Origin of the sequence: Aeromonas sp. QDB23 (assembly GCF_027707745.1) — a bacterium.
Taxonomy (GTDB): domain Bacteria; phylum Pseudomonadota; class Gammaproteobacteria; order Enterobacterales; family Aeromonadaceae; genus Aeromonas; species Aeromonas allosaccharophila.
In genome coordinates this window covers 25,230-41,716 of record NZ_JAPCJA010000001.1, presented here as the reverse complement: position 1 = coordinate 41,716, position 16,487 = coordinate 25,230, and the positions used below count along the sequence as shown (strand labels likewise).

Sequence of the window (16,487 nt, the reverse complement as noted above, 5' to 3'; positions counted from 1 at the left end):
TGCAGTATCAATCCCTTACGGAACGCGCTTCACGCTCTTCCCGCTCCCTTGCCAACAAGCGTTTGTACCACCAGCTACTGCGACGACGTTGTGCATTGGAAGAGCGACGAGCCATTTCTTAGGTTCCAGCCAAGAGAAGAAAGGAGCTGCATTATGCGACAGGGATCACGTCCATGTCTTTAGCTGGATCAAGAAAAGCCTCACTGACCCACGGAAATAGTCTTCTGATCTTTCGCCCCACGAGTGGCAGGCAGCACCACCGCAGGAGAGCGCCAGGCAAGCGGGCCATTGCTCTCGAGATCGTTGAGCGGGCCGCACTCCAGCCAGATATCTCCCTGCAGAATGCGGGCCCCTTCGGAATACTTCTGATCGGCAAACCAGCAGACCCGCTCGGGCAGCGAACCCAGTGGCAGCACCAGCTCGGGACTGGCAGACTCGCCCACCACAGTGGTTTTGGACGCAGCCAGGGCGGGAACGAGCCAGAGGGAGGCCAGCAGGCAGAGCAGTAAATTTCTCATAGGATGGATCCTGTTTCGATGCGGGGCACTCTTGAAGAATCGACCAGCGCCGGGGTTTACTTGACTGACAATCATACTGCCTGCTGGCATTGTGGAACCAATATGGTAGCCTGCCAGCGCCTGCGGGCAGTCTCTCGCTGCCACCCGCAAACTTCCGGTGAATTTGTCACGTTCTGACAAAATATAACCTTATTTATCAAATCGTTATTTGGATATTATCCCAATGCGTATCATGCCACTATTTCAGGCGGCCTGCCTGAGCCTGATGTTGTCCGCCTGCGTTGCCCCCCTGCTGATGATGGGGCCCACCAGCCAGCTGATGTGGGCCCTGCTCAAGCCGCTGGTCGGCTTTGACCCGAACGAGGTCAATCTATTCGAACAACCCCTGATCAAGGATCGGATGACCGCCATCCTTGGCCCCAACTACGACAGCACCATGCAGTTGCTCAAGACCGCCAATGAATTGCAGCAGGAAGGTCCGCTGTTTTACGTCGTATCCCGTTATGCACCGGTGCCGGATATCGCCAAGCAGGCGGGGATGGTGTGGAACTCGCAAACCAACCAGATGTCGGTATTGCTGCAAAAAGGGGATGGCACCACCCAAACCTTTGGCGAAAATCTGGCGGGCACGGCACCGACCTGGCCAACCGCCATGCAAGGCTGGCAGACCCCCACCAGCCAGCTCACCCCGGCTACCAATGCCCTAACCGGCGTGGCGACCAGTCAGAGTGGCACCGCCCCCTTCTCCCTTGGCAGCGCTCTGGGCACCGTGACCCGCGGCGTCACCGGCTCGCTGACCGACAGCGCCAGCCAGGCCATCAGCGGCGCAGCCGCCAACGCCACAGGACAGGCCACGCAAGCGGTGAGTCAAGGCGCGACCGATCTTACCCGCAGTGCAACCACTGCTGTCACCGCGCCCGCCAAGCAGGCGGTGAGCAGCACCGCGGCTACCGTGACACAGGAAGCCACCAAGGCCGTGGCCGCACCAGCCAAACAAGCGGTGAGCAGCACCACCGCCACCGTGATGCAAGAGGCCACCAAGGCCGTTGTCACACCTGCCAAACAGGCCGTCAGCAGCGCTACAGCGACCGTGACGCAAGAAGCGACCAAAGCCGTGGCTGCTCCGGCCAAACAGGCCGTCAGCAGCGCTACAGCGACCGTGACGCAAGAAGCCACCAAGGCCGTTGCCGCACCTGCCAAACAAGCCGCCAGCAGCGCTACAGCGACCGTGACACAAGAGGCCACCAAGGCCGTTACCGCTCCGGCCAAACAAGCCGTCAGCAGCGCCGCCGCGACCGTGACACAGGAAGCCACCAAGGCTGTTGCCACTCCCGCCAAACAGGCGGTCAGCAGTGCTGCCGCCACCGTGACGCAAGAGGCCACCAAGGCTGTGGCTGCCCCCACCCAGCAGGCCGTCAGTGCCGCCGCCCATACGGCCGGAGAGAGTGTCGCCGATGCCGCCAGAGCGGCGGAGGCCAAGGCACGCGCCAAAGCCGAGGCGGAGATGGAAGCCCTGCTCAAATAGACCGACAGGCCACCGCAAGGTGGCCTGTTGTTTTATCGCGTAACCGGATCATGAACTTATGGCAAAGGCCACATAGACTGTTAGGTAACTACCCGCACAAGGAGTGCACCATGCGCCTGCTCTCTGTTCTCGCTTCTCTCGCGCTGTTTATCGCGCTCCCGGCTCCGGCACTTATCTACTATTCGGAGCAGAACATGCCACTCAATGGCCAGGATAAAAATGGTCAGCCTGTGGGGTTGGCGGTCGAGTTGCTGCGCCTGATGTGGCGCGAAATGGGGGAGCCGGAGCAACCCATTCACTTTCTGCCCTGGGCCCGCGGCTGGTATCTGCTGACCCAGCAGCAAGAGGCCGTGCTGTTTACTACGGCCCATACCAAGGAGCGGGATCCCCACTTCCTCTGGGTCTGCCCCATCAGCCACTCCAGGGTCGCGCTGGTCGGCCGCAAGCAGGATGCCCCCAAAGTGGCCAGCAAAGCGGATCTCGCCAAGCTGCAGATCGGCGTGATGCAGGCGGATGTCGGGGAGCAGTTGCTGCTCAATCGCGGGATCAGCCCGGGCAATATGATGTCGGTGGAGCGCATGGAGCAGGTGGTGCGCCAGCTCATCATGGCGCGCACCGATCTGGTGGCGGGCAACGAGGTGATGTTGCGCCATCAGGCCAAAGAGCTGGGTTTTCCCAGCGAGGATTTTGTCACCGTCGCGATTATTGAAGAGCAGGATAACTGCTTCGCCTTCAACCTGAGGGCAGACAAGCAACAGGTTGCCCGCCTGCAACAGGCGCTGGACAAGGTCAAACAGGGGGATGAATACAAGCAGCTGATGAAGCGCTACCAGTTGCTCAGTATCCTGCCCGAAACCACTCCCACCATCCCGCGCCTAGAGTAACCCCGGCCCGCCCTATGGCGGGCTCTCTCTATCTCCCGCCGATGACGCCTGTGATGCCTGTGATGCCTCCACCGGAGCCGTAATGAGGTGGTTCAGAAAGAGATTGAACAGCTCGGCCCGCGAGCCGAGCCGCAGCTTGCCATAGAGATGCTTGCGGTGATTCTTCACCGTACCGCTGCCAATGCCGAGCTCGGCGGCGATCGCCTCGGTATCCAGCCCCTGCAGCAGCAACTCCGCCACCTGCCGCTCGCGCCGGGTGAGCAAATCCCCCCCGACACTCGACATAGCCTGCTCCACCGCACTCCGGAGGCTGGCGCAGTCTGGCAGCGCAGTGCTCTGGGCCAACAGCGGCTGGCTCTGCCGCCACTGCTGACGACAGAGCGAATGCACCAGCGGGAACAGCTGCTCCAGCCTCGCCAGCTCGTCACGACTGAGGGTACTGCGCTTGTCGAGCCGCCCCAGAAACAGCATCAGCGTCAGTCCATCCCGCACCGGCAGGATCAGCCCCACCTCCTCCTGCCAGCCGGTGGCCTGATAGAAGTGGTGGCGATATTCGGGATCGAGCCGCCCTTGGGAGACCTGCGCCAGCGTCCAGACGCCGGCAGGCAAGCCCTGCTCCAGCGCCTGCATAAAGGGATCCTGACTGAAGTGGCTGGTGAGGTAGCGATCAAAGAGCAGAGCCCGCTGATGGTTGAGGTTGTCGTAGAGGTAGACGGGCCGCTGCCCCACCCCGAGCAGCAGGGCGCAATCAAACGCCACCTGCTGCTGGATCAGCCGCACCAGCGCCGCCGCAAAGGCGCTGCTGTGCAGGGCATCGACCACCTCGGTCATACTGCGGGTCAAGGCATCTGTGGTGAATGGCTGGGTCATGGTGGCACGTTTCCGGTGACGGGGAGCGATTCCCCGCTATGGCTGAATGCTAGCACGAGAGTGGCAGAACTGTCCCTCAGGGGACATATCCGCCACCGGCCAGAACGGCGAGGATAACGGCTTTTCCCCTGTTGTTGGAGCTCCCATGATCAACCCCCACCTGCTCGATGAGCTGACCGAGCGCGGCCTTGTGGCCCAGAATTCCGACCCCGTGGCCCTGGCCGATCATCTTGCCACCCCGCGCACAGTCTATTGCGGGTTCGATCCCACCGCCGGCAGCCTGCATATCGGTCATCTGGTGCCACTGTTGATGCTGCGCCGCTTCCAGCTGGCTGGGCACACCCCGGTGGCACTGGTGGGCGGGGCGACCGGTCTTATCGGCGATCCCAGCTTCAAGGCGACCGAGCGCAGCCTCAACAGTGCCGATACCGTGCAGGGTTGGGTCGCCAGCCTGTCTGCCCAAATCAGGGCGCTGCTGCCCGCCGATGAGGGCCTGTCAGCCCCGCAACTGGTCAACAATGGCGACTGGATGGGGCAGATGTCCGCCCTCGATTTTCTGCGGGATATCGGCAAGCACTTCTCGGTCAATGCCATGCTGGCGCGAGAGTCGGTGCGTCAGCGGCTGGCTCGCCCAGATCAGGGCATCTCGTTCACCGAATTCTCCTACGCCCTGCTGCAATCCTACGACTTTGCAGTGCTGCACCAGCGGCTCGGCTGCACCCTGCAGATTGGCGGCAACGACCAGTGGGGCAATATCACCAGCGGCATGGATCTCACCCGTCGTCTCCATCAGGCGCAGGTGCACGGCATGACCCTGCCCCTTATCACCAAGGCGGACGGCACCAAGTTCGGCAAGACCGAGGGTGGAGCGGTCTGGCTCGATCCGGCGCTCACCTCCCCTTACGCCTTCTACCAGTTCTGGCTCGGCACCGCGGATGAGGATGTCTACCGCTTCCTGCGCTACTACAGCTTTATGTCGCTGAGCGAGATTGATGCACTGGAGGCGGAAGACGCGAAGCGGCAGGGGCGCAAGCAGGCCCAGCAGGTGTTGGCGAACGAGCTGACCGAGCTGGTACATGGCAAGGCGGCGCTGGCGGCGGTGCAGCGCATCAGCGAGCTGCTGTTTAGCGGCGATGTTGCTCGCCTCGGCGAGAGCGATCTGGCCCAGCTGGCGCAGGATGGCATGCCGAGCAGCACCGTCAGCGGCGAGACGGATCTGGTCAGCCTGCTGGTCAGCTGCGGTCTGGCTAACTCCAAACGCATCGCCCGCGAACTGCTGGCGGCGGGCGCCATCAGCCTCAATGGTGTGCTCAAGCAAGATGATCAGCTGAGTACCAATGATCGGCTGTTTGGTCGCTACCTGCTGCTGCGCCGGGGCAAGAAGCAGTATCACCTGGTGGAGTGGCAATAAGCCGCAGGGCGGGGAGCTCAGCCTCCCCGCCCGTGCCCAGGCGAGGTCAGGCCAACAACAATCTCTTTTGAATCCTGAGTTGCGATCCCCCTCACAACCTCTCCCGTCAGCAGCCACCATACTGGCACCGGCGAACATGGAGTACGCCACACAATCTCTTCCTCACGAATCAACAAGGATGCTGATGATGAAAAGATGGCTTCTGGTGCTGCTCTGCACCCTGCCCATGCTGGCACACGCCAGCGGATACACCCAGACCCGCTACCCCATAGTGCTGGTACACGGCCTGTTCGGCTTCGACAAGCTGCTCGGAGTCGATTACTTCTACGGCATTCCCCAGGCCCTGAGCCGGGATGGTGCCAAGGTCTACGTGGCGCAGGTGTCGGCCACCGCCAGTTCGGAACAACGGGGGGAGCAGCTGCTCGCCCAGGTCGAGCTGCTGCTGGCGGCCACCGGCGCCGAGAAGGTCAACCTGATCGGCCACTCCCACGGCGGCCCCACCATCCGCTATGTCGCCTCGGTCGCCCCCGAACTGGTCGCCTCAGCCACCAGCGTCGGCGGGGTCAACTATGGCTCCGAGATTGCCGATCTGGTGCGGGCCAACGCCGCCCCGGGCAGCGCCGCCGAGAAACTGGCTGCCGCCGCTGCCCACGCCCTCTCCGGCATGATTTCACTGCTCTCGGGCGGGAGCCCGCTGCCGCAAGATCCGATCGCCGCACTCGATGCCCTCACCAGCAAGGGTGCCAGCCAATTCAACCAGCGCTATCCGGAAGGGCTGCCCGGCCGCTATTGCGGCGAGGGGCCGCTGCAGGCCAGCAACGGCGTCTACTACTTCTCCTGGAGCGGGCGCGGCAACCTGACCAATCTGCTGGATCCGGTGGATCCTGCGCTGGCGCTGACCGGCGCCTTCTTCAAGGAGCCCAATGACGGGCTGGTCGGGGTCTGCAGCAGCCACCTCGGCAAGGTGATAGGCACCGGCTACCGGATGAACCACCTGGACGAAGTGAACCAGTCATTCGGCATCCACCATCTGTTCGAGACCGATCCGGTCACCCTCTATCGCCAGCACGCCAACCGCCTCAAGGAGCTGGGCCTATGAAGATAGCCACCCTGCTCGCCGTGCCCTGCGCCATCACCCTGCTGCTTGGCGGGGTGATGCTCTGGCCCGCTGCACCGACGGCAGGCTCATCATCCGATCAAGCCAACCAGCATGCCCAAAGCCACCCGCACGATCCCGAGCAGGAGGCCGCCGATGCGCTGCAGGCGCGCTACCGCACCTTTGTCTCCGCCCAGAGCAGCCTGACGGTGCCCACCGAGATCTCCCTCACCAGCCTGCAGATCCTGTTTGACGAGCGGGAGCAGCTGCGCCAGCAGAGCTTTACCCCCGCCGAGCAGGCGCAGCTGTTTGCCGAGGATCGACTGATGGAGCAGCTGACCCTGCGCCGCAGGGCACTGGCAGAGGCGAGAGACAGCGAGAAATCGCAGTTGGCCAGCGAGCTGGATCTCTGGCTGGCAGAGCAGCCGGGCTGGTTTCGCGAGGCGGAGGCCAACAGTCGCCTGCTTGAGGAGTTGCAAGGGCTGGCGCAGATAGACTCGGCCAAACGGGATGCCCTGCTGCTGGAGACGGGAGGGCCGGAAGCGGTGGATCGAATGCGCCAGCTGGAGCAGAACCGGCAGGGATTCGACGAGCAGCTCAGCGGCTTTCTGGCCGAACTCAGGCAACTGCCGAACGAGGCCCGGGCCGCACAGCATCAAGAGCTGCTGGCCCGCTGGTTCGAGCCCGGACAGTGGCGCCGGGTCGAGGCGCTCACCAGGCTCAAGCTGGGGGAGCCACCAGCCGAATGAGAAGGGGGCCCGCGATGGGCCCCCTTGCTGCTGCGCTTATTGCGGCTTGTTGGCACCCGGCAGCGGCTGCCAGGTGAGGCGGGTTACCTGAGTGCCCTGCACCTCGCACTTGAGGCTCAGCTCCTGCCACCCCTTATCCTGACGCAGGGAGACCTCCCCCTCGATCCCCTGCTCGCCAATCTTCAGCTTATCCTGCTCGAAGATCACCTTGTCGCCGTGGGCGAGTTCCATCAGTTTGCCGTTGCAGAGCCAGTGAGCGAGATCCGCCCCCTTCAGCTTGACGCTACCCTTGGCGGCCTTCTGTTCGGCCGCGCTCACCACAAACAGCTTGCTCAGCTCGGCGGCCCGCTTGGTGAGCCACTCCTGACGCTGCTGCATGCTCATCTTGCTGACGAACTCGGCGGGCTGCCCCTTCTCGTCCAGCCATTGGGTCAGCTTGCCGCTGTCGTCAAAGGCGAACTGGGCGGCGGGCTCTTTGACCCCGAACAACTTGCCGCCCTTGAAGTAGTAGCGGCTCTCCCCTTCCAGCTTTCCCAGCTCGTTCATGATGGGCACGGCGATGATGACGGGGGCGCCATCGATCCAGGCCTTGATGTCGACGCCGTCATGGCTGAATTGACGGGTATCGAGGGCGCTCTCGGCCCCCTTCTCCATCAGGGTAAACTGCTCGGCGAGAGAAGCGGCCAGAGAAGGGAGGGAGCAGAATCCCAGGGTCAGCGCGATCGCTGTGTTGCGCATTGAGTTGTACATAGCACTCCTGTGATGGGCCATCCGGCCCGTGGTTAACTCTCTGTCAGCCAGGCTCGCAGTCCTTCCCGGTGAGCATCGCTCAGGGGCAGGGATTGGCGGGCCCGGTAGTCAAAATGGATCAGGGTCGTTTCGGCGGTGACGGCCAGTTCGCCGCCCTGCCAGGCCTCCTGCCAGACCGTAAAGGAGCTGGTGCCGATGCGGCGCACGCCGGTCTTGATGGTGACCGGCTGGCCGTAGAACAGCTCCCGTTTGAACTGCACCGTATAGCCCGCGATGATCAGATGCCAGTTATGCACATCCAGCTCGGGGGAGAAGATCCGGAACAGGGGATCCCGCGCCGATTCGAACCAGACCGCCGGCACCGTATTGTTGATATGGCCGAGGGCATCCGTCTCCTGAAAGCGGGGTTGGATCTGCATTTCCAGCATGGGTGACTCCTTGTCTCTTTGTTTCTGTCCTTGTCCTGTTGATTGGACATCAGTGGCCAATGGGTGGCTGCCGGGCATCATCAGCGGATCAGCATGTTACATGATACTGCTGACCCAAGCACAGGGATGCCAGCGTCTCTGCGCGACCGACCAGCGGGTGTCGCAGCACGGCGAATTGTGGTGCTCTGCAAAAAGCAGGCAGTAAAAAGCCCCGCACACCTTGGGTGTGCGGGGCTGATGCAGATAACCAAGCGGCTCGGGGACTAGCCGAGCAGATCGAAGCGATCCGCATTCATCACCTTGTTCCAGGCGGTGATGAAGTCACAGACAAACTTCTCCTTGTTGTCATCCTGCGCATAGACCTCGGCATAGGCGCGCAGCACCGAGTTGGAGCCGAACACCAGATCCACCCGGGTGGCCGTCCACTTCAAGGCGCCGCTGTGGCGATCGCGGATCTCGTAGAGATTGCTCGCTTTCGGCAGCCACTGGTAACCCATGTCGGTCAGGTTGACGAAGAAGTCGTTGCTGAGTACCCCGACCCGATCGGTAAAGACCCCAAGCCCGGTACCGCCGTAGTTGGTACCGAGCACCCGCATCCCGCCGACCAGCGCCGTCATCTCGCAGGCGGTGAGCCCCATCAGCTGCGCGCGATCCAGCAGCAGCTCCTCCGCCGTCACTACATAGTCCTGCTTGAGCCAGTTACGGAAGCCGTCGGCCAGCGGTTCCAGCACCTCGAACGAGGCCGCATCGGTCTGGGCCTGGGTGGCATCCCCCCGGCCCGGCGCAAACGGCACGTTCACCGTCACCCCGGCGGCCTGCGCAGCCTGCTCGATGGCGAGGTTGCCCCCCAGCACGATGAGATCCGCGACACTGACGCCACACTCGGCCGCCAGCTTGTCATAGACCGCCAGCACCTTCGCCAGCCGCGCCGGTTCGTTGCCCGGCCAATCCTTCTGTGGCGCCAGCCGGATGCGGGCGCCGTTGGCACCGCCCCGCTTGTCGGAGCCACGGAAGGTGCGGGCACTATCCCAGGCGGTACTCACCCGCTCACTGATGGAGAGGCCGCTGGCGGCAATCCTGGCCTTCACCGCCGCCACGTCATAATCGGCGCGTCCGGCAGGCACCGGATCCTGCCAGATCAGATCTTCTGTCGGCACATAGGGGCCGACATAGCGGCTCTTTGGCCCCATATCCCTGTGGGTCAGCTTGAACCAGGCGCGGGCGAAGGCGTCGGAGAAGGCCGCCGGATCATCGCGGAAGCGCTCGGCAATCTTGCGATAGGCGGGGTCAAATTTGAGCGCCATATCGGCATCCGTCATCATGGGTTTGCAGCGGATCGACGGGTCCTCCACATCCACCGGCATATCCTCTTCGGCGATATTGATCGGTTGCCACTGATGGGCCCCCGCCGGAGATTTTTGCAACCACCAGTCGTACTTGAACAGCAGATCGAAGTAGCCGTTGTCCCATTGGGTAGGGTGGGTGGTCCAGGCTCCCTCGATGCCGCTGGTCACTGTGTCGCGGCCGATGCCGCGGCTCTGGTGATTGATCCAGCCGAGCCCCTGCTCCTCGAGGCTGGCCCCTTCCGGCTCGGGCCCAAGCTGTTTGGCGTCGCCGTTGCCGTGGGCCTTGCCGACGGTGTGGCCACCGGCGGTCAGCGCCACCGTCTCTTCATCATCCATCGCCATGCGGGCGAAGGTAACCCGCATATCCTGCGCGGTTTTCAGCGGATCGGGCTGGCCATCCACCCCTTCCGGGTTAACGTAGATAAGCCCCATCATCACCGCCGCCAGCGGGTTTTCCAGATCCCGCTCGCCGGAGTAGCGACCACCCGGCTTGCCGCTGGGCGCCAGCCACTCTTTCTCCGATCCCCAGTAGATATCCTTCTCCGGGTGCCAGATATCCTCGCGGCCAAAGGCGAAACCGAAGGTCTTGAGCCCCATGGACTCATAGGCCACGGTACCCGCCAGAATGATCAGATCGGCCCAGCTGATCTTGTTGCCGTACTTCTTCTTGATGGGCCACAGCAGGCGACGGGCCTTGTCGAGGTTGGCGTTGTCCGGCCAGGAGTTGAGGGGGGCGAAACGCTGGTTGCCGCTACCGCCACCGCCGCGACCATCTGCGATGCGGTAAGTCCCGGCCGAGTGCCAGGCCATGCGGATCATCAGGCTGCCGTAGTGGCCCCAGTCGGCAGGCCACCAATCCTGACTGTCGGTCATCAGGGCGGTCACATCCTGCTTGAGGGCCGCCATATCGAGCCCCTTCAAGGCTTGCCGATAGTTGAAGCCGACCCCCAGCGGATTGGTCTTGGTATCGTGTTGGTGAAGAATGTCGAGGTTGAGGCTCTTCGGCCACCACGCCATTCTGGACGTCTCGACGGAGGTGGTTCCCCCGTGCATGACCGGGCATTTTCCTGCGGAACTGTCTGAATTGTTGCTCATCGTTTTCCTCATTTGCTCTGCTGTCCATAACCTGAAACAGCATGGCACAGAGGCGTGACACAAACTGTGCAGCGGCGGCCGCTTTACGGATCTTTCACGCAAGCGGCCACGGAGCGCCCGTCAGCCGCGACAGGAATGGGACGAACTATGGCGCCGCTGCGGGCTGATGGATCGGCTCGGGCCGCAGCCAGGCGCTGCGAAAATCGAACCAGCCGAGCGCCGTCATCCGCACCCCGTGCACCCCGACCCGGCTCTCCAGCTCCAGCCAGTGGTGAAACAGCGGCACAAACCAGCTCTGCTGCTGCACCGTTGCCAGCAGGGCGCGTGGCCCCGGCTCCTCACCGCTGGCCCGCCACTGCATCAGCCCTTGCCACAGCTCGTGCTGGCTGCCCCACACCTTGCGCAGCAGCGGGGTGCCCTGCAACCAGGCGTAGGGGGCAAAGGGGCCGGCATGTTCGAGGTTGAGGGTGCCGAGCCAGAGATCCACGTCTTCATCCTCGCCGCTTACCCAGCGGCCGTAATCGAGGGTGCGCACCTCCAGCTCAATGCCCTGCGACCCTAGCAGGCTGCTCATGGCGTTGGCGCACTCATTGAACTCCAGATGCTGGTTGAAGCAGGCGAGCACCAAGGTCGTCGGCAACTGCGCCGGTGTGGGCAAGGGCGCGGGCAGCGCTTCGCGCCAGTGAGGAAGCAGGCCGAGGGCGCTGGTCCAGCCCCGTTGCAACTCGGGGGCGACCCGCCCCATCAGGGCCACCGGATTGAACAGCTGGCCGAGCCACTGCCGCAGGGCGGGATCCTGCAAGGATCCGGAACGATCGTCCTGCAGCAGGAAGTAGCAGCCCGACTCCAGCTCCGATTCGCCGCGCATGGTGCCCAGCTCCGGACGGTCGCGCCCCAACTGCAGGTGGGTCTCCAGTCGCTCCGCCAACTCCGGCAGCATCCAGATATCGATCTCGTCGAGCAGGGCCCGCAAACCGAAATAGTCATCGAACGCCGCAAGGCAAAGATGCAGCGGATCGTTGGCGGCCACCCGGTAAGGGCCGGTGCCGACCGGTTGCAGGGCAAAGCCCGCCTCCCCCTTGAGCTCCCGCGGCAAGATGGTGGCCACCGGCTCTGCCAGCAGGTGGGGCAGCCAGGGATCCGGGCTGTCGAGATAGAGATCCAGGGTGCGCGGCCAGGGGCTCTCCAGCCGGTCCAGATGGGCGAACAACGGGCGATCCCGCAGGGCCAGCAGACTCTCCATCACATCCTCCACCACCAGCTCGCGGCCGTGGTGAAAGCGCACCGCTGGCCTCAGATAGAAGCGCCAGTGGCAGGGGCCCAGACACTCCCAGTGATGGGCGAGATCCCCTTCGATTTCCCCATTTTCCTCATTTCGCCGGGTGAGGCCGTTGAAGATCTGGCGGCTCAGGTGAATTTCGGAGCGGCGCATCGGGCCGGTGGGCAGCAACTGCGGCAGCGGCCGGTAGTAGGGCACCCGCAGGATCTGGCGCCCCTCGCGGGTGGCCTGACCGAGCTGTTCGAGCAGCAGCGGGGTGAGCAGATCGAGGCGATCCTCGGCCAGCCGCACCGCCTGCGCCAGCTGGCCCTGACTGAGCAGATCCCGCAAGCGGCGCCGGGTCAGGCTCTCCTGACTGTCGAGCAGGGTGAGCCGGGAGCGCCGCCCCCGCCCCGCTTCCGCCGTCCAGCTGAGCCAGCCCTGATCCTGCATCCGCCGCAGCAGCAGACGCGCATTGCGCGGGGTGCAGCAGAGCAGATCCGCCACCTCGGCGAGACTGATCTCCCGCTCATCGCTGCCAAGCAGCTGGGCGAGTCGTTGAAATTGCTGGTAGAGGCGACCGGTCGGCATAAAAGAGGAAATCCCGTTGCTGTAAGTCATCAGTTTTTACTTCCGCATTTTAGCTCAATACTGCTGGCGAACGTGAGAACCACCGCACAGGAGCACCATCATGAGCCACGCCAACCCCATCAAACCAAACCGGATCCAGCAGACCTTGCGCCGTTACTTCAAGCGGATCCTGCCGCGCCCGCTGGCGCTCATCGAGGATCCCATGCAGCAGCTCAACCGGCTGATGCAGTGGGATATGAACCAGATCGATGACAAGGAGTATCGCCGCCGCCTCTGAGTACGGCAGGCCTGCCCGCCACTCGGGACGCGCATCCCCTGCGGGCGACATTGCTTTGCCGGATCTTGCTGTTTACATCGGCCACGGGCCTGATAGATTGGACGTCTATCCATCTATAAATGCCATAAGCAACATCCAACAAGGAGTGTGTGATGAAAGATGCGACCCTGGCCCTGCACCACGGCTTTTCCAGCGACCCGACCACCAAGGCGGTCGCCGTACCCATCTACCAGACGGTGGCCTACGAGTTCGAGAGCGCCCAACACGGGGCGGACCTGTTCAATCTGGCGGTGCCGGGCAACATCTACACCCGCATCATGAACCCCACCAACGATGTGCTGGAACAGCGGATGGCCGCGCTGGAAGGGGGGATTGCCGCGCTGGTGGTCTCGGCAGGTTCCGCCGCTATCACCTACGCCATTCAGGCGCTGACCGCCGCCGGTGACAACATTGTCTCCACCCCTCAGCTCTATGGCGGCACCTACACCTTGTTCGCCCACATGCTGCCGAGTTTCGGGGTCGAGGTGCGCTTTGCCAGGGATGACAGCGCCGAGGCCATCGCCGCCCTTATCGACGACAAGACCAAGGCGGTCTACTGCGAAAGCATCGGCAACCCGGCTGGCAACATCGTCGATCTGGCCGCGCTGGCCAAGGCGGCCCACGCCCGTGGCGTGCCGCTCATCGTCGACAACACGGTCGCCACCCCGGTGCTATGCAAACCGATCGAACACGGCGCCGACATCGTCGTGCACAGCCTGACCAAATATGTCGGCGGCCACGGCAACTCGCTGGGTGGCGTGGTGGTGGACTCGGGCAAGTTCCCCTGGGCCGATCATGCCGAGCGCTTCCCGCAACTGACCAAACCCGAACCCTCCTACCACGGAGTGGTCTATACCGAGGCCTTTGGCCCCGCCGCCTTTATCGGTCGGGTGCGCACCGTGCCGCTGCGCAATACCGGTGCGGCGCTGGCGCCGATGAACGCCTTCCTGCTGCTGCAGGGGCTGGAGACCCTGAGCCTGCGCATGGAGCGCCACGTCGATAACGCCCTGCGGGTCGCCAACCACCTCAAGCATCACCCCAAGGTGGCCTGGGTCAGCTATGCCGGTCTGCCGGGTCACCCGCACTATCTGCTGGCAGAGAAGTACATGGCCGGTCGCCCCTCGGCTATCCTCTCGTTCGGCCTGAAGGAGGGTTACGAGGCAGGCGTGCGCTTCTACGATGCGCTGAAGATCTTCAAGCGGCTGGTCAATATCGGCGACGCCAAGTCGCTGGCCTGCCACCCCGCCTCCACCACCCATCGCCAGTTGAGCGAGGAGGAGCAGGCCAAGGCTGGCGTCAAACCGGAGATGATCCGGCTGTCGGTGGGGATCGAGGCGATCGAGGACATACTGGCGGATCTGGATCAGGCGCTGGAGGCATAAGTCAATCAACGAGGGAGCGGGCATCAGCCCGCTCTTTTTTAGCCATCGGTGAACCGCATCCCTCGCCCGCTCGTATACCCCATCCTGCCACCGAATCGAGGTCGTTATGATAGTCCTGCACCACCTGAACAAATCCCGCTCCCAGCGCATCATCTGGCTGCTCGAAGAGCTGGGCCAGCCCTATGAGATCAAGGCGTATCAGCGCGATGCAGCCACCTTTCTGGCGCCGCCCGAGCTGAAAGCCATTCACCCTCTCGGCAAGTCGCCGGTCATCGAGTTCGACGGCCGGGTGCTGGCCGAATCGGGCGCCATCACCGAGTACCTGATCGCCCGCTACGCCCCCGAGCGGCTGGCACCGGCAGCAGATAGCCCCGACTATCCCGAATATCTGCAGTGGCTCCACTTTGCCGAGAGCTCCGGCATATTACCGCTGCTGCTCGACATGTTCGTGCGAAAAGATGGCAGCCCGATGCGCTTCCTGCCGGACTACGCCAAAGCGGAGTGTGCCAAGGTGCTGGGCTACCTCAACGAGGTACTGGCCACCCGCCACTATCTGGTGGGGAATCGCCTCTCCGGCGCCGACATCATGAACTCCTTCCTGGCGGATCTGCTGGCGCAAAGCGGTCAGCTGGCCCACTTCCCGCACCTGCAAGCCTATTGGGAACGCCTCAATACCCATCCGGCCCGCCTGAAGGCGGTAGAGCTGGAGCGCGAGCTGGATCAACGCCCCTGATCCAAGCCGTCACCATGCAAAACGCCCCGACTGTCGGGGCGTTTTTGTTATGCAGGCAGAGCGCGGTTTACTTGGCCTGCGGCACCTTGTCCCGGCGCGACTTCCACCACCATCTCAAGCGGATCTGGGAGATCAGCATCCCCGCCAGCATCAGGGCACAACCGGCGATGGCGCGCTCGTCCAGTGTCTCCCCCAGCAGCAGCACGCCACCCACGGCGGCAAACACGGTCTCCAGACTGAGGATGATGGCGGCGTGGGCCGGATGGGCGCCCCGCTGCCCCACCACCTGCAGGGTATAACCCACCCCGACCGACACCAGCCCGGCATAGAGCAGCGCCTGCCAACCGGCCACGGCGCCGCTAACAGTCGGGGTTTCGATAACAAAAGCAGTGGCGAGGCTGAGCAGGCCGCAGACCACGAACTGCACGCCGGCGAGCTTGATGGGGGCTACCCGGTTGGAGTAGTGATCCACCAGCAGCAGGTGAATGGCCCAGAACAGGGCGCCAACCACCTGCAACAGATCGCCAAAGCCGATGGTGAACTCGTCGGTGACGCTCAGCACATAGAGGCCCGTCAGGGCAATCAAGGCACCAATCCAGGTATTGAGCCCGCTCTTGTGACGCAGCAGCAGCCCCAGCACGGGCACCAGGATGATGTAGAGCCCGGTGATGAAACCGGCCTTGGCAGCGGTGGTATAGAGCAGCCCCACCTGTTGCAGGGAGGCGGCACAGAACAGCACCAGCCCCGCCAGCACACCACCGGTCAGCAATTGGCGATGGTCGCCCGCGACGGCAACTGGTTGTCGGGATTTGAGCCACCAGAGCAGCGGCAGCAGGGAGAGGGCACCGAGCAGAAAGCGCAGGCCATTGAAGGTATAGGGCCCCATGTGATCCATCCCGAGGCGCTGGGCGACAAAGCCCATACCCCAGATGGTGGCAGCCATCAGCAACATCAGATTGGAGCGCATGGCGATTCTTCCTTAAATCGGCGCGTGACGGGTTATCCGATCCAAGATACCCGTCTCTCTACCCTCTTGTCTTTAGAGCGACAGCTGTTTTGTCAGCACGGCCAGCAGGGCAATCAGTAGCAGATTGCCCCGCAGGATCCAGACCACCCGGAAGTGCTGCTGGATGGAGATCATCGGCGCTTTGCCCAGACGCAGGGCGCGACGCCAGCGATAGAAGAGGCGGCTGGGATAAACGAGGGTGCCGACAATCAGCAGAAACAGCCCCATCTTGAGGCAGTGGGCAGGATGGGCAAAGATCTCCGCCACCGAGCTGGCATGCTCGAGGGCCAGCAGACATCCGGTGGCAAAGATAGAGAAGAGCGCCAGCGCTGCTACCCCATCTGCCAGCAGCAGGCGGCGCACTCGCAGCATGTTCAGGCCGCGCCTAAAGATCAGATACTCGACACAGAGGGCAAGGCTCAGCACCGCTATGCTGCCGTAATGGGCCATGAAGAGCAGAGAGTGGTTCAGCATCGGAAAAATCTCATTTTCTGCCTTTAGACGAGCAGCACGGCATCATATATGCTGG

General features: G+C 63.2%; 16 protein-coding genes. 8 read left to right on the top strand and 8 right to left on the bottom strand.

Annotated elements, in window-relative coordinates; genetic code table 11:
* Nucleotides 1-200: 200 nt before the first annotated feature.
* Nucleotides 201-518 (bottom strand): DUF1496 domain-containing protein, encoded by a 318-nt coding sequence (locus PG888_RS00170; RefSeq protein ID WP_270692555.1) that lies wholly within the window; start codon nt 516-518, stop codon nt 201-203.
* 223 nt (nt 519-741) lie between these two features.
* Here PG888_RS00170 and PG888_RS00165 point away from each other — a divergent pair, with 223 nt between their 5' ends.
* Nucleotides 742-2,043 carry a hypothetical protein gene (locus tag PG888_RS00165; RefSeq protein ID WP_270692556.1) on the top strand — a complete coding sequence of 434 codons (1,302 nt, stop codon included), beginning with the start codon at nt 742-744 and terminating at the stop codon, nt 2,041-2,043.
* Between the two features lie 110 nt (nt 2,044-2,153).
* Nucleotides 2,154-2,927: a substrate-binding periplasmic protein gene (locus PG888_RS00160; RefSeq protein WP_270692557.1), complete on the top strand. Its 774-nt coding sequence runs from the start codon at nt 2,154-2,156 to the stop codon at nt 2,925-2,927.
* A 12-nt stretch (nt 2,928-2,939) separates the two neighbouring features.
* Here the strand turns inward: PG888_RS00160 and PG888_RS00155 are convergent, their stop codons facing one another.
* A complete protein-coding gene (locus tag PG888_RS00155) occupies nt 2,940-3,797 on the bottom strand; it encodes a helix-turn-helix transcriptional regulator (protein WP_201992370.1) in 858 nt (285 codons plus the stop codon).
* 145 nt (nt 3,798-3,942) lie between these two features.
* Between PG888_RS00155 and tyrS the strand changes: the two genes are divergently transcribed.
* The 3 genes from tyrS (at nt 3,943) to PG888_RS00140 (ending at nt 7,053) form a co-directional block, all read left to right on the top strand.
* On the top strand, nt 3,943-5,208 hold the full coding sequence (tyrS, locus tag PG888_RS00150) for a tyrosine--tRNA ligase (RefSeq protein ID WP_270692558.1): 1,266 nt from the start codon (nt 3,943-3,945) through the stop codon (nt 5,206-5,208).
* A gap of 187 nt (nt 5,209-5,395) precedes the next feature.
* A complete protein-coding gene (locus PG888_RS00145) occupies nt 5,396-6,307 on the top strand; it encodes a lipase family alpha/beta hydrolase (RefSeq protein ID WP_270692559.1) in 912 nt (303 codons plus the stop codon).
* Nucleotides 6,304-7,053 (top strand): lipase secretion chaperone, encoded by a 750-nt coding sequence (locus PG888_RS00140; RefSeq protein WP_270692560.1) that lies wholly within the window; start codon nt 6,304-6,306, stop codon nt 7,051-7,053. Before PG888_RS00145 ends, PG888_RS00140 begins: the two co-directional genes overlap by 4 nt.
* A gap of 36 nt (nt 7,054-7,089) precedes the next feature.
* Here the strand turns inward: PG888_RS00140 and PG888_RS00135 are convergent, their stop codons facing one another.
* From PG888_RS00135 to sgrR, 4 genes are all read right to left on the bottom strand, one after another.
* Nucleotides 7,090-7,791, bottom strand: a complete 702-nt coding sequence (locus tag PG888_RS00135) for a hypothetical protein (protein WP_075111863.1) — start codon at nt 7,789-7,791, stop codon at nt 7,090-7,092.
* A 44-nt stretch (nt 7,792-7,835) separates the two neighbouring features.
* A complete protein-coding gene (locus tag PG888_RS00130; protein ID WP_040095454.1) occupies nt 7,836-8,231 on the bottom strand; it encodes an acyl-CoA thioesterase in 396 nt (131 codons plus the stop codon).
* Nucleotides 8,232-8,494: 263 nt separating this feature from the next.
* Nucleotides 8,495-10,672, bottom strand: coding sequence for a catalase/peroxidase HPI (katG, locus tag PG888_RS00125; protein ID WP_270692562.1), 2,178 nt, complete (start codon nt 10,670-10,672; stop codon nt 8,495-8,497).
* Between the two features lie 145 nt (nt 10,673-10,817).
* Nucleotides 10,818-12,521, bottom strand: coding sequence for an HTH-type transcriptional regulator SgrR (sgrR, locus tag PG888_RS00120; protein WP_270692590.1), 1,704 nt, complete (start codon nt 12,519-12,521; stop codon nt 10,818-10,820).
* A gap of 100 nt (nt 12,522-12,621) precedes the next feature.
* Between sgrR and PG888_RS00115 the strand changes: the two genes are divergently transcribed.
* The 3 genes from PG888_RS00115 to PG888_RS00105 all read left to right on the top strand — a co-directional run bounded on the left by PG888_RS00115 (nt 12,622) and on the right by PG888_RS00105 (nt 14,952).
* Nucleotides 12,622-12,798, top strand: coding sequence for a hypothetical protein (locus tag PG888_RS00115; protein ID WP_110303950.1), 177 nt, complete (start codon nt 12,622-12,624; stop codon nt 12,796-12,798).
* A gap of 152 nt (nt 12,799-12,950) precedes the next feature.
* Nucleotides 12,951-14,219, top strand: a complete 1,269-nt coding sequence (locus PG888_RS00110; RefSeq protein WP_270692563.1) for an O-acetylhomoserine aminocarboxypropyltransferase/cysteine synthase family protein — start codon at nt 12,951-12,953, stop codon at nt 14,217-14,219.
* A 106-nt stretch (nt 14,220-14,325) separates the two neighbouring features.
* A complete protein-coding gene (locus PG888_RS00105) occupies nt 14,326-14,952 on the top strand; it encodes a glutathione S-transferase family protein (protein ID WP_270692564.1) in 627 nt (208 codons plus the stop codon).
* Between the two features lie 67 nt (nt 14,953-15,019).
* Here PG888_RS00105 and PG888_RS00100 read toward each other — a convergent pair whose 3' ends face one another.
* On the bottom strand, nt 15,020-15,919 hold the full coding sequence (locus PG888_RS00100) for a DMT family transporter (RefSeq protein WP_182933096.1): 900 nt from the start codon (nt 15,917-15,919) through the stop codon (nt 15,020-15,022).
* Nucleotides 15,920-15,991: 72 nt separating this feature from the next.
* Nucleotides 15,992-16,432: a DUF2214 family protein gene (locus tag PG888_RS00095; protein ID WP_270692567.1), complete on the bottom strand. Its 441-nt coding sequence runs from the start codon at nt 16,430-16,432 to the stop codon at nt 15,992-15,994.
* Between the last annotated feature and the right edge of the window lie 55 nt (nt 16,433-16,487).